Source organism: Peribacillus muralis, from assembly GCF_001439925.1.
In the GTDB taxonomy this organism is placed as follows: Bacteria; Bacillota; Bacilli; order Bacillales; family DSM-1321; genus Peribacillus; species Peribacillus muralis.
Window position 1 is genome coordinate 95,034 of record NZ_LMBV01000012.1, and the last position, 12,807, is coordinate 107,840.

The following is a 12,807-nucleotide window of genomic DNA, read 5'->3' on the forward strand; positions in this document are numbered from 1 at the left end:
GATGGAATCGATCCATATAAAGACGGTTTCCAAGCAATATCCTGTTTTGATTGGCAAGAGGGCTATACAGGAATTACCGGAATTGATCACCCATGAATTCAATCATCTTAACAAGATTTTGATTATAACGGATGAGAAGGTAGCGGAGCTTCACTTGCAAACCGTGAAAAATGAATTGATTAAGACAGGGAAACCGGTCCTGCAGCATATCGTGCCTGAAGGGGAGCATGCGAAAACATTCGAAGTGTTTTATGAATGCCAAGGTTATTGCTTATCTCAGAAACTCAATCGCAAGTCATTGATCATTGCGCTTGGCGGCGGTGCAGTCGGTGACTTAGCTGGATTTGTTGCGGCCACATTCATGAGGGGGATCCCTTTCATCCAGGTACCGACGACTTTGCTCGCCCACGATAGTGCCGTGGGAGGCAAGGTCGCCATCAATCATCCATTAGGGAAAAATATGATTGGTGCCTTTCATCAGCCTGAAGCGGTCATATATGATCTGGAATTTTTAAGTACGCTGCCACTGCAAGAATTAAGGTCAGGTTTTGCTGAAGTGATTAAGCATTCCTTGATCGCCGATCATGACTTTTATCAATGGCTAAAATCGAATATTGTCGATTTGAATGAAATAACGGATGAGCAATTTCTGACAATGATTACGAAAGGAATTGCCATTAAAGCAGCAATTGTCGAGGAAGACGAGAAAGAACTGGGCATTCGCGCGTTCTTGAATTTTGGTCATACACTTGGACATGCAGTGGAGGGTTCCATGGGCTATGGCAACTTTACGCATGGAGAAGCGATTTTGATCGGGATGGTTTATGCTCTTAAATTGAGCATGAAAAAAGAGGGACTCGATTTTAATCTAGGGGAATTCATGAATTGGGTATCCGAATTAGGCTACCAAACAACCATTCCAGATCAGCTTGAAACTGTAACGTTACTTAATTTAATGAAAACGGACAAAAAATCAGTCGATGATGCAGCTACCTTCGTCCTGCTAAATCAGGTGGGGTCCGCAAGATTAAAAGATATACCAGACTCTGAGCTGATAGAGGAAATGGCTGAATTGAAATAAATCAAGGAGAAGGGGGAACTGTGTGTGATAAGAGGAATTAGAGGTGCCACTACAGTTGAACAAGACACGGAAACGGAAGTGATTGCCGCCGCCGAGAAGTTAATGGCGGAAATCATCCAGGTCAATGAGATTGATCCTGACATGGTAGCATCCGTATTTTTTTCCGCTACGGATGAGATTCGCTCGGTTTTTCCTGCTAAAGCCTTGAGGAAATTCGACGGATGGACCTATGTGCCGGTAACATGCATGAAGGAAATACCAGTGAGCAATTCCCTGCCATTTTGCATCCGTGTTATGATCCATGTCAATACAACGAAAACGCAACAAGAAATAAAGCACGTCTATCAGGCAGGAGCGATTGCATTACGGCCGGACTTGGCTACAAAGCGATAAGACGATTGGAACCCGAAAGATATACTATTCTCACACTTTGCGACTTTAAAGTGATAAAAACTATAGAGGTGATCGACATGAAATGGAATGAAGCGGTTCTTTCCTTGAAATCCTACCAACCGGGCAAGTCTACAGATGAAGTGAAAAAATTGTACGGTCTTGAAAAAATCACGAAACTGGCTTCTAATGAAAATCCGTTCGGGTGTTCCGAAAAGGTCAGAGAGGCTGTCAGGAATTCTACCCATTCCTTTGCCATCTATCCGGATGGCTATGCAACGATGCTTAGAGAAGCCGTTGCAAACCATACAGGTGTGAAGCCGACTCAGCTTATCTTCGGGAATGGCTCTGATGAAAACATTCAGATCATTTCCAGAAGTTTGTTGGGCTCAGGAAAGAATACGGTCATGGCAACGGGCACTTTTTCGCAATACCGTCATAATGCCACGCTTGAAGGTGCAGAAGTCAGGGAAGTTCCTCATCTTGACGGAGCGCATGATCTGGAAGGCATGCTAAAGGAGATAGATGAAAAAACCGCAGTTGTTTGGTTATGTACACCTAATAATCCGACAGGAAAATACATCTCGGAAAAGGACCTAGTATCGTTCATCGAAAGGGTTCCTGAAGATGTCCTTATCGTACTGGATGAAGCGTATTGTGAATACGCTACCGCTGAGGACTATCCGAGAACGAATCAATGGATCAATACATTCAAAAATTTAATCATACTTCGTACATTTTCAAAGATTTACGGTCTTGCCAGCTTCAGGGTTGGATACGGTTTGGCAGATGAGGATATCATTCAGAAGCTAGATCCATCGCGCGAACCATTCAATGTCAACACACTCGCACAAAATATCGCGATTGTCGCTTTGGAGGATCAAGCGTTCATAGAAAAATGCAAAGATGAAAATCAAAAAGGGCTTAAGCAGTACTATGAATTTTGCGACAAGGAAAATTTAGCGTATTACCCGTCACAAGGCAATTTCATTTTTATCCACTTTAAACAAGATGCCGATATGGTGTTTCAATATTTACTTGAGCGCGGCTATATTGCAAGGTCCGGGAAAGCTTTCGGTTTTCCAAACAGCCTACGGGTAACGATCGGTTCAACCGATGAAAATGAAGGAATGATCAACACGATTAAAACGTTTTTGAATGAAGTTGAGGCACCTTCTAATTCGCTGCTTTAACGTGTTATCAAAGCTTATGGAGCCTTAAAGGATGCGGGGGAGAGAAGAGTGAAGGGAAAGGTTTTAGTTATAGGTCTAGGGCTAATTGGCGGATCATTGGCCAAGGCTATACGCCATGCACACCCTGAAGCCGTGATTATTGGTACGGACATAAGTGAAAAGAATGTACAACTATCGATGCTGCTGGGAACGATAGATGATTCCGTATCTTCTCTGGAAGCGGGGGCATGTGAGGCTGACTTGATTCTTCTTGCTGTGCCTGTCAATGAGACTGTCAAGATTTTAGCACAATTAGCCGACATGGATTTAAAAAGTAGCGTCCTCATATCGGATGCGGGAAGCACGAAGGATACAGTCGTAAAGGCAGCAAAACCGTTGTTAGATAAAGGGGTGGCCTTCATCGGGGGGCACCCTATGGCTGGTTCCCACAAAAGCGGCGCTGGCGCAGCCAAGCTTCATCTGTTTGAACATGCCTTCTATTTGCTTACTCCGGATGATACCATCGAGGAGGAAAAGGTGGCACAGCTGAAGGAATGGCTACAAGGAACAAGAGCGAACTTTTTAATCGTTACTCCTGCCATGCATGACAAGCTAACCGGGGTCGTCAGCCATTTTCCCCACATTGTCGCATCAGGGCTTGTGAAGCAGGCAGAAAATTATAGCCAGGAAAATAAATTGATTTCCAGGCTGGCTGCCGGTGGTTTTCGTGATATTACAAGAATAGCCTCAAGCAGTCCGGAAATGTGGCGTGACATTTTGTTACATAATCGCAATGTGTTACTGGAATTAATGAAGGATTGGCTTGTTGAGATGGAGCATATAAAAGGGCTGGTCGAAAAAGAAGACAGTGAGGAAATACTTCGCTTCTTTGCGGATGCCAAGGTTTTCAGGGATGATTTGCCGACACACGCCAAAGGTGCAATACCAGCCTTTTATGACTTATATATCGATATACCGGATTATGCCGGAATAATTTCTGAGATTACTGGATATTTGGCACAGGAAGGTATTAGCATTACGAACATCAGGATCATTGAAACGAGGGAAGAAATCTACGGTGTGCTGGTCATTAGCTTCCAAACGGATGTTGACCGCATTAAAGCTGCGGAGTGTATTTCGAGACATACAGATTATGAAACGATCCTAGCATAATATTAATGAGGAAGGATGGTTTTATGAAAACAAAAAAATTACAAACCGACATTCAATCATTACGTGGCTCGATCGCCATTCCGGGGGACAAATCCATCTCCCATCGTTCGATCATGTTCGGAGCACTTGCCGAGGGTGAAACGATCGTCACTAACTTTCTTCCAGGAGCCGATTGTATAAGCACCATCTCGTGTTTTAAGCAGCTTGGCATTGACATTGAACAGGATGGAAGGAATGTCCGCATCGAAGGCAAAGGTTTTAATGGATTAACGGAACCTAAAGAAGTGCTGGATGTAGGAAATTCCGGGACGACGATTCGGTTAATGTCGGGTATTTTGGCAGGACAAGATTTTTCAGCCGTTTTGACAGGAGATGAATCCATAGCCAAACGTCCCATGACCCGGGTGGTGAACCCACTACGGCAAATGGGAGCGAACATTGATGGCCGCAAAGGAGCGGAATATACCCCGATCTCCATAAGAGGAGGCAAGCTAGAAGGGATTCGCTATGAATTGCCTGTTGCAAGTGCTCAGGTCAAATCAGCGATAATCCTGGCAGGTTTGCAGGCTGAGGGGGAAACGATCATCATTGAACCGGAGAAGACCCGTGATCATACTGAACGGATGATCGAGGCATTTGGCGGAAAGATCGAAAAGGATGGCCATACCATTAAAGTAGGCGGAAATCAGGTTTTCAAAGGAACCACCATCCATGTGCCGGGAGATATATCTTCGGCCGCTTTCTTCTTGGTGGCAGCAGCAATTACCAAAAATAGTGAAGTGGTCTTAAAGAATGTCGGCCTTAATCCGACAAGGACTGGAATTCTCGAAGTAATGAAAGCGATGGGAGCGGATATTACCATCGAGAAGAAGACGAGCGGGGGTGAACCGGCAGGAGATATCACTGTCAGGAGTTCACGCCTAAAGGGAACCACCATCTCAGGTGACCTTATTCCGCGCCTCATCGATGAAATACCGGTCATTGCCCTTCTGGCTACCCAGGCTGAAGGAGTAACGACGATTAAGGATGCCGCAGAACTAAAGGTGAAAGAGACCAACCGAATTGATACGGTAGCGAATGAGCTTTCAATCCTTGGGGCGGATATAACACCTACAGCAGATGGATTACTCATAAATGGGCGTAAAGCTCTGAATGGTGGAAAAGTGACAAGCCATGGAGATCACCGCATCGGAATGATGCTCGCTGTGGCGGCATTGATAACGGATGGGGCTGTTGAACTCGCTGACCCTGATGCAATTGATGTATCTTATCCGGAATTCTTTGAGCATTTGACGCATTTAATTCATTGATAACCAAAAGTTTACGGCCCAGAAATCAGGACCGTAAACTTTTTTTCTTTTCAGTTTAAGAGCTTAAAAATGTTGGAAGCGCTAACATTCGGGCGTTTATGCGTGTATAATTTATCAAAAAGGGGAAACGAATCAAAAAGGAGATTGCCTGTTCCACGGAGAATTAACTAGTAACCTTTTTTAAATGAGAATGGAGGGGACTTCCTCAATGGAATACAGGGCTGCAGTATGGTAAACTAATGAATACTGTTTACTAGGTCTCACGATTATATGGGTATTTTGTTCTGATGGAAAAGAATATGACATAGTCGCGTGAGAAAGTTTGATTAGAGACCAGATTATCATGCAAAAGGAAGGAATCAGCAATGAACACAGTGGAACAAGTTATCCAGCATTTAAAAAAAGGGGAATTAAACGAAGCTCTTAAACATATAAATCGAATTAAATCATCTGAGTCAGCCGAAGACATTTTGTTGCTGGCCGAAGAAATGCTCCAGCTTGGTTTTGCGGAGGAAGCAAAAGACCTTTTTGAACATCTTCTTGAACTCTTTCCTGACGAAGGAGAATTGATGGTTTCATTGGCCGAGATCTTGATTGACATGGACCAGGAAGATGAAGCGATGTTAATGCTAGAAAAAGTGAGTGCAGATGATGAAGTATATCCAAGCGCTTTGCTTTTGGAAGCGGACCTATACCAATTACAGGGAATGGATGAGGTCAGTGAACGAAAATTACTCAAAGCCAAGGAAATACTGCCTGATGAGGTCATCATTGATTTTGCGCTTGGTGAACTGTTCTTCCATCAAGGCAGGGATCAGGAAGCCATCGCAAATTACATAAAGGTATTGGAACATGAACAAGAAATCTCCGGGGTCAATGTCCATCAGCGGCTTGCTGAAGCATTAAGCAGTTCCGGGAAGTTCGAGGAGGCCCTTCCGCATTTTGAAAAAGCGCTGAAGGATGGACTTGAAATCAATACGCTATTCGAGTATGCATTTACTGCTTTCCAAGCAGGTCTATATGAGATGGCAGTCCGTAAATTCATCGAGCTGAAAGAATTGGATCATGAATATCATTCCTTATATTTATATTTGGCAAAGAGCTATGAGCATCTTGAGGATTTGGAAAACGCCTTGAAAACGGTCAAAGAAGGAATTAAGGCTGATGAATTCAATAAGGAACTTTATTTCTTCGGTGGAAAAATAGCCTTGAAAAGTGGACTGGATGAAGAAGCTGAAAACTTATTTAAAGAAGCTCTTGCCCTTGATCCAGGCTATCTGGAAGCAGCACTTACCCTCTTGAAGTTGTATATGCATCAGGAAAGGTATGAAGATGTCTTGGAGTGCATCGGAGAAGTGAGGAGATACGGCGAGGATGATCCGCAGTTTGAATGGATAGCTGCTGTATCTTACCAACACACCGAACAATTTAAACAGTCATTAACCAGCTATCATAATGCATATAATTCATTCAAGGACAATCAAGATTTCCTCGAAGACTACGGTTTCTTTTTAATTGAAGAAGGAGACAGAGCCACATCTAGAGAAGTATTCAATAAGCTGCTTCAGATCAACCCAGCGAATGATGAGTATGCGTTGATCTTGGAGAGGCTTGGAGAAGGTCCGGATGAAGCGTAGGAAAGCGTATTAAAACTAAATCAAGACAGAGGAGGGAATTCATGGTGGCTGCCCCTGTTTCTGTGAATGAGAAGAAGGATTTTATTCGGTGGTTTTTAAATCATTATCAACTAAAACGAAGAGAATGCGTATGGATATTGAATTATTTAATGAGTCATGATCAACTGATGAAAAAGGTCCATTTTGTAGAAAATGCCCAATATTGTCCTCGCGGACTCATCATGTCGACACATTGTGTGGAAGAGGTCCCATTCCGGTTTTATAAGTCCAATATCATGACGACCGATGCAGAGAAATCCTTTCACGATATCCGTTTAAATCGCGATGAGGATATTTATATCCAGCTCAATTTTAAATCGGCTTACTCATCCTACCAATACGCAGCGGTTCTGGAGCAGAATCCATTCATGCCAAAAATCACGGCATCCAATGAAAAAGATCAGCTGCTGGCGGAACAATTTTTAGAAAAAAGCATGCTCTATTATCAAAGAGATCGCCTGCTTAAGGAAATTGATGAAGCATTGGATAAGCATGATGAACAAGCATTCAAGAGCTTGACTGAACAATTGAATCAATTGAAAGTGCTTGGCTGACATAAAAAAACCTTTCCGTAATCACGAAAGGTAAGACTGTAGACAAAAAGGTATCGGAATGTATTCATTCCGATACCTTTCTTTATTAAATTCAAGAGAGAGCCGGGTGTTACGATCGACCACGACGAAATTGTATACAAACTCTCCTTTCCGTAATGAGGAAAGGTTTTTTTTCGTAAAATATAGATAAAATCCACATTTTTGTAAAGACTATGGGTATATGGTAAAGATGTTATAAAAATCATGGTAAAATGATAAGGAGTTGATTCAAAAAATCGGGAGTGAAGAAAAAGTATGAGATGGACAGCAAAAGAACTGGACATGTATAGCCAGTCAAAGGAATATGTGGATACCGTTTTGATTCCATTGGTTCCCCTATCTTTCGGAGGGGAAATGAAGCAAACGGGTTCAATGAATGAATTTCTTACCATTTTAAGCTTGGAAATCGAAAAACAAATGAAAGGCAGGATCCTTCTAATGCCATCCCTTCAGTATCTACATAATGAAAAGGATAAAGTGGAACGTTTGAAGCACTGGGCAAATGAAGCGAAGGAAAATAATTTCAAGCATGTTTTTTTTCTAACTTCGGATTATGAATGGAAGAAGGACGAGCGGGAATTGGAAAACCATTTGATTTGGATCCCTGCCATCCCATTGGAAAATCTCGAAATTGACCAAGCTAGGGGAATGATTGGCCAACAAGTTCTCCAAATACTAGATATTTTCACTTATAATTGGAAAAATGAAAAAAAGTAGGGATTTTCGCATAATTTGACACATAGTTGCCACCTTTTGGGTTTTACAAATATTGACCTTGGTAAATTATTGAGATATCATGGAAATGTCCTAGTTTTATAGTGTTGCTATTTATTGGTCCTTCGGGGTCTCAGTATAGTAATAGAGGGGGGGAAAACGCATGAGCAAGCATAATGTTTCACGACGTCAATTCCTTAATTACACACTTACTGGCGTTGGTGGATTTATGGCGGCCGGTATGTTGATGCCGATGGTAAGGTTTGCTATCGATCCTGTATTATCTGCAGATAAAGGCGGAGATTACATTGCAACCAAGCAGAAGGTAAGCGAACTGACGGCCGAACCAACCCGTGTTGACTTTAGTTTCAAGCAGGTCGATGGGTGGTATGAGTCAGAAGAAACGAATACAGCTTGGGTTTATAAGATGGATGATGGCAAGATCATTGCATTATCACCAATCTGTAAGCATTTGGGCTGTACGGTGGCATGGAATACGGATAAAGCCAATCCGAACCAATTTTTCTGTCCTTGCCATTACGGCAGGTATACGAAAGATGGAGTCAACGTGAAAGGGACACCTCCAATTTCACCTTTGGATGTCTATGAAACGAAAGAGAAAGATGGAATTCTTTACTTGGGTCGACTAAAACCGCACGGGGAGGCGTAAACATTGCTAACAAAGTTATATGACTGGGTGGACGAGCGTTTAGACATTACGCCGTTATGGCGGGATATCGCTGACCATGAGGTTCCTGAACATGTTAACCCCGCACATCATTTTTCTGCATTCGTATATTGTTTCGGTGGGTTAACATTCTTTATTACGGTCATCCAAATCCTATCAGGCATGTTCCTGACGATGTACTATGTCCCGGACATTAAAAACGCTTGGGAATCTGTTTATTATTTACAAAATGAAGTTGCCTTCGGTCAAATTGTCCGTGGTATGCATCACTGGGGAGCAAGTCTCGTTATTGTTATGATGTTTTTACATACTCTTCGTGTCTTCTTCCAGGGAGCTTACAAAAAACCGCGTGAATTGAACTGGATGGTCGGCGTATTGATTTTCTTCATCATGCTGGCACTTGGTTTGACTGGTTATTTACTGCCATGGGATATGAAAGCGCTATTTGCGACGAAGGTTACGTTAACGATTGTCGAATCGGTACCTTTAATGGGCCCGGCACTCAAGACATTGATTGCAGGAGATCCAACCATCGTTGGAGCACAGACATTGACACGATTTTTCGCCATACATGTATTCTTCCTGCCTGCAGCATTATTTGCTTTAATGGCGGCTCATTTCTTAATGATCCGAAAACAAGGTATTTCAGGTCCACTATAAAGAATTATGAACCAAGAACCAAAAAAACCTTTTCATAAAGGAGGGGAATTGTTCAATGCATCGTGGGAAAGGTATGAAATTCGTAGGTGACTCGCGTATTTCCGCGGACCGTAAACCGAATATTCCGAAAGATTACTCAGAATATCCTGGGAAAACTGAAGCATTTTGGCCTAATTTCCTTTTAAAAGAATGGATGGTCGGAGCTGTATTTCTAGTTGGCTACCTATGCCTGACAATCGCACATCCATCTCCATTGGAAAGGATAGCAGATCCTACAGATACAGCGTATATCCCGCTGCCTGACTGGTATTTCCTATTCCTTTACCAATTACTTAAGTATACGTATGCCTCAGGCCCGTACAATGCAATCGGAGCTCTTGTCATTCCCGGTTTGGCTTTCGGGGCATTGCTATTGGCTCCTTTCTTGGACCGAGGTCCAGAGCGGAGTCCAGCGAAACGTCCTTTTGCTGTAGGCTTCATGCTTTTGGCAATTGCCGGTGTTTTCTATTTAACATGGGAGTCCGCTGCCCATCATGATTGGGAAGCCTCCAAAAAACAAGGGGCAATAGTCGAAGGTGCAGATATCGATAAAGAAAGCGACGGGTATAAATTGATGGATTCCAGTGGCTGTATTAGTTGTCATGGAGCAGAATTGACTGGCGGTGCTGGAGCACCAAGCTTGATCGACACGGGATTAAGTCCAGAAGAAATCTCAAAAATCGCTGTCAAAGGTCAAGGTGCGATGCCTGCTGGCATGTTCAAGGGTTCAGATAAAGAATTGGCAACATTAGCTGAATTTGTATCTGGATTATCAGCAAAATAAGGGAAGCAACGTTTCAGTTTCCTTCATGAGCTAAAAACGAAAAGCTGACGACTACGGTTGTCGGCTTTTTTTTTCATGGTAATTGAGGGGGAATTGAAAAGAGATTCAAATGAATCACTTGGTTTTCACGATAAAGACCTGTAAAATGAGAATAATTGAGAAGGTAAGCGAGGTTAAAGGAATGAATGTTATCTATGGTTGGCTTGCCAGTCGGCAAATGCTTGTTTTGTTATTCATCATAAATATATTCGGGACTGCGTTTGGATATTATTGGTATGGAAGCCAATTGGCGAATACACCAAGCATATTTTTGGCCTTCGTACCGGATAGCCCGACAGCAAGCCTGTTTTTTGTTTTTGTTCTATGGGGATTCCTGCTAAAAAGGAATTTTGGACTGATGGAAGCCTTGGCCATCATCACACTATTCAAATATGGCATATGGGCAGTTGCCATGAATGTAATGACGCTAGTGACAACAGGTACTTTGCCATGGGAAGGATACATGTTAATGGCTTCTCATTTGGGTATGGCGATTCAAGGTGTATTATATGCACCATTTTATCGAATAAAGCCTTGGCATTTGATTGTCGCTGGAATCTGGACGATACATAATGACATAATCGATTATGTTTTTGAAATGATGCCTGTATACAGTGACCTATTGAGGTATATGAATGAAATCGGCTATTTCACTTTTTGGCTAAGTATCCTGTCCATTTTTGTCGGTTGGTACTTCGGATATAGAAAAAAACGAAACACCCTTTCTTTCATCCAATAAAAAAGTTAACCTCGCTAACAGGATTGTAAAGGCGGGGTTAACTTTTTTATGTGGAACAAGGTCTACTCGTGTTTTTTGTTTCATATCGTTTTAGTAGAGATATGAGGAGGGACGAGTAGCATGTTGAAAAAATCCATATTAACCATTGCTGTTTTATTTGTCGTCTTACATTTCCCTGTCTATGCAGAATCCTCTTCAAGTTTGGAGCAATTGGATAGTATTTCCGATAGAGCCTTGGAAATGACCAAGTTGAAGCGATATGGAGATTCGGAAAAGATGCTGACGTATTTTTCTGACCGTTTTTTAAAAGAGACAGCAAAAGAGCAGATACTTGACATGGACGAACTTAGGATTATCACGGTAGCTCATAATGAAGCGTTGATGACAATAAAGGATATGAATAAAGGAGATTCTGAAAAGGTTAATTCTGTGACGAAACTCCGCCTTGTCGTTGATGCGGTCAAGTCAACCCATCAGCCCCTATGGACAGAGATGGAGGATCAGATGATGAGTTCTTTCCAGCAAACTAAAAATGCCGCCATCAATCAAGACACAATTGCATTCAATAGCCAATTGAACTTATTCCTTTCACAATATGAAATGATCTATCCTAGCTTGAAAGTGGACCTTTCCAAAGAAACGATGCAGCAACTGGACACCCGAATTCAATATATTAACCAGTACAGGCCGGAAGTGATCAATGATAATGAAAGCCAAAAGGAGTTGGACGAGATACAGACCGAACTAACCTCCATTTTTGAAGAGATGGGAGAAGATGATACAGATCCTTCACTTTGGTGGGTCATCATATCTACAGGCAGCATCATCATCATGACCCTATCTTATGTCGGCTGGAGAAAGTACAAAGGAGATCGGGAAAAACCAAGAAAACAACATGTTGATTAAAAATGGAAGGGAAGAGAACACTATATTTGACAGGGGTGTCTTCATTCCATAGAATTAAGATTAATTATAGTTATAGGAGGATACCATGTATTTCATATATTTGGCGATTATCATTTTAATCCCGATTTATGCACAAATGAAAGTGAAAAGTACGTACAAAAAGTATTCACAAGTACCGGCGTCTTCTGGGATGAATGGTGCTGAGACGGCACGGGCGATTTTGGATCAAAATGGGCTGTTCAATGTCAGGGTGGAAGAAACACCAGGAATGCTATCTGACCATTATGATCCAAGAGATAAGACGGTACGTTTATCAACGGATAACTATCACGGGCACTCAGTTGCAGGTGTAGCGGTTGCGGCGCATGAAGTCGGACATGCGATTCAAGATAAAGAAGCATATGCATTCTTGCGTTTTCGCCATGCACTAGTACCGGTAGCTAGTTTTGGTTCCAATATATCTTGGATTTTGATTTTAGTCGGGATGTTGGCTTCGATTCCACAATTGCTACTGGCGGGGATCGCTTTCATGGCAGCGGCTGTATTATTCCAAGTGATTACATTGCCGGTCGAGTTCAATGCTTCCTCCCGTGCGATGGATCAACTTGTTTCAGTTGGGGTCATCCGAAATGACGAAGAACGGGAAACGAAAAAAGTATTGAGTGCAGCTGCGATGACGTATGTTGCTGCCGCTCTTGTAGCAGTACTTGAATTGGTTCGCCTTCTGCTAATGTATACAGGCATGACGAGGGATGAGGATTAATTGGTAAAGGACGGCATCATGTGATGCCGTCCTTTTTCATATTCGCTTATTCATAAGGAAATGGCTTACTACAAAAGGAA

The 12,807-nt window shown here is 42.4% G+C and carries 13 protein-coding genes and 1 pseudogene; all 14 read left to right on the forward strand.

All coding sequences use genetic code 11. The features are described 5' to 3' along the window. Position 1: 1 nt before the first annotated feature. The 14 genes and pseudogenes from aroB (at position 2) to ASU00_RS15545 (ending at position 12,727) form a co-directional block, all read left to right on the forward strand. Entirely contained in the window at positions 2-1,081 is a 1,080-nt protein-coding gene (gene aroB / locus ASU00_RS15480) for a 3-dehydroquinate synthase (protein WP_057914369.1), read from the forward strand. A 24-nt stretch (positions 1,082-1,105) separates the two neighbouring features. After that, positions 1,106-1,474: a chorismate mutase gene (gene aroH / locus ASU00_RS15485; RefSeq protein WP_057914370.1), complete on the forward strand. Its 369-nt coding sequence runs from the start codon at positions 1,106-1,108 to the stop codon at positions 1,472-1,474. A 77-nt stretch (positions 1,475-1,551) separates the two neighbouring features. Then, positions 1,552-2,664, forward strand: coding sequence for a histidinol-phosphate transaminase (gene hisC, locus ASU00_RS15490; protein ID WP_057914371.1), 1,113 nt, complete (start codon positions 1,552-1,554; stop codon positions 2,662-2,664). 48 nt (positions 2,665-2,712) lie between these two features. Continuing rightward, the gene (locus tag ASU00_RS15495; RefSeq protein WP_057914372.1) at positions 2,713-3,816 is read left to right on the forward strand and encodes a prephenate dehydrogenase; all 1,104 of its coding nucleotides are present in this window, start codon (positions 2,713-2,715) and stop codon (positions 3,814-3,816) included. Between the two features lie 23 nt (positions 3,817-3,839). Further along, complete coding sequence (aroA, locus tag ASU00_RS15500; protein ID WP_057914373.1) at positions 3,840-5,126, forward strand: 3-phosphoshikimate 1-carboxyvinyltransferase; 1,287 nt, start codon at positions 3,840-3,842, stop codon at positions 5,124-5,126. Positions 5,127-5,488: 362 nt separating this feature from the next. Continuing rightward, a pseudogene (locus tag ASU00_RS15505) lies at positions 5,489-6,763 on the forward strand (tetratricopeptide repeat protein); the annotation flags it as partial. A 41-nt stretch (positions 6,764-6,804) separates the two neighbouring features. Continuing rightward, positions 6,805-7,356 carry a ReoY family proteolytic degradation factor gene (locus tag ASU00_RS15510; protein ID WP_057914375.1) on the forward strand — a complete coding sequence of 184 codons (552 nt, stop codon included), beginning with the start codon at positions 6,805-6,807 and terminating at the stop codon, positions 7,354-7,356. Positions 7,357-7,650: 294 nt separating this feature from the next. Further along, complete coding sequence (locus ASU00_RS15515) at positions 7,651-8,112, forward strand: YpiF family protein (RefSeq protein WP_057914376.1); 462 nt, start codon at positions 7,651-7,653, stop codon at positions 8,110-8,112. A gap of 160 nt (positions 8,113-8,272) precedes the next feature. Beyond that, positions 8,273-8,779: a QcrA and Rieske domain-containing protein gene (locus tag ASU00_RS15520; protein WP_057914377.1), complete on the forward strand. Its 507-nt coding sequence runs from the start codon at positions 8,273-8,275 to the stop codon at positions 8,777-8,779. 3 nt (positions 8,780-8,782) lie between these two features. Further along, complete coding sequence (gene qcrB / locus ASU00_RS15525; protein WP_057914378.1) at positions 8,783-9,457, forward strand: menaquinol-cytochrome c reductase cytochrome b subunit; 675 nt, start codon at positions 8,783-8,785, stop codon at positions 9,455-9,457. Between the two features lie 55 nt (positions 9,458-9,512). After that, the gene (locus tag ASU00_RS15530; RefSeq protein WP_057914379.1) at positions 9,513-10,280 is read left to right on the forward strand and encodes a menaquinol-cytochrome c reductase cytochrome b/c subunit; all 768 of its coding nucleotides are present in this window, start codon (positions 9,513-9,515) and stop codon (positions 10,278-10,280) included. A gap of 181 nt (positions 10,281-10,461) precedes the next feature. Then, a complete protein-coding gene (gene lhaT / locus ASU00_RS15535; RefSeq protein WP_057914416.1) occupies positions 10,462-11,058 on the forward strand; it encodes a lipoprotein heptaprenylglyceryl N-acetyltransferase LhaT in 597 nt (198 codons plus the stop codon). Between the two features lie 120 nt (positions 11,059-11,178). Then, positions 11,179-11,964, forward strand: a complete 786-nt coding sequence (gene ypjB / locus ASU00_RS15540; RefSeq protein WP_057914380.1) for a sporulation protein YpjB — start codon at positions 11,179-11,181, stop codon at positions 11,962-11,964. 85 nt (positions 11,965-12,049) lie between these two features. Next, on the forward strand, positions 12,050-12,727 hold the full coding sequence (locus ASU00_RS15545) for a zinc metallopeptidase (RefSeq protein WP_057914381.1): 678 nt from the start codon (positions 12,050-12,052) through the stop codon (positions 12,725-12,727). Positions 12,728-12,807 lie beyond the last annotated feature (80 nt).

Excerpts from the sequence above, each read along its gene's own strand:
- lhaT (WP_057914416.1), top strand. The coding sequence starts at position 10,462 with ATGAATGTTATCTATGGTTGGCTTGCCAGTCGGCAAATGCTTGTTTTG.
- hisC (WP_057914371.1), top strand. The coding sequence starts at position 1,552 with ATGAAATGGAATGAAGCGGTTCTTTCCTTGAAATCCTACCAACCGGGC.
- ASU00_RS15530 (WP_057914379.1), top strand. The coding sequence starts at position 9,513 with ATGCATCGTGGGAAAGGTATGAAATTCGTAGGTGACTCGCGTATTTCC.
- ASU00_RS15515 (WP_057914376.1), top strand. The coding sequence starts at position 7,651 with ATGAGATGGACAGCAAAAGAACTGGACATGTATAGCCAGTCAAAGGAA.
- ASU00_RS15520 (WP_057914377.1), top strand. The coding sequence starts at position 8,273 with ATGAGCAAGCATAATGTTTCACGACGTCAATTCCTTAATTACACACTT.
- ASU00_RS15545 (WP_057914381.1), top strand. The coding sequence starts at position 12,050 with ATGTATTTCATATATTTGGCGATTATCATTTTAATCCCGATTTATGCA.
- ASU00_RS15510 (WP_057914375.1), top strand. The coding sequence starts at position 6,805 with ATGGTGGCTGCCCCTGTTTCTGTGAATGAGAAGAAGGATTTTATTCGG.
- aroA (WP_057914373.1), top strand. The coding sequence starts at position 3,840 with ATGAAAACAAAAAAATTACAAACCGACATTCAATCATTACGTGGCTCG.
- aroB (WP_057914369.1), top strand. The coding sequence starts at position 2 with ATGGAATCGATCCATATAAAGACGGTTTCCAAGCAATATCCTGTTTTG.
- ypjB (WP_057914380.1), top strand. The coding sequence starts at position 11,179 with ATGTTGAAAAAATCCATATTAACCATTGCTGTTTTATTTGTCGTCTTA.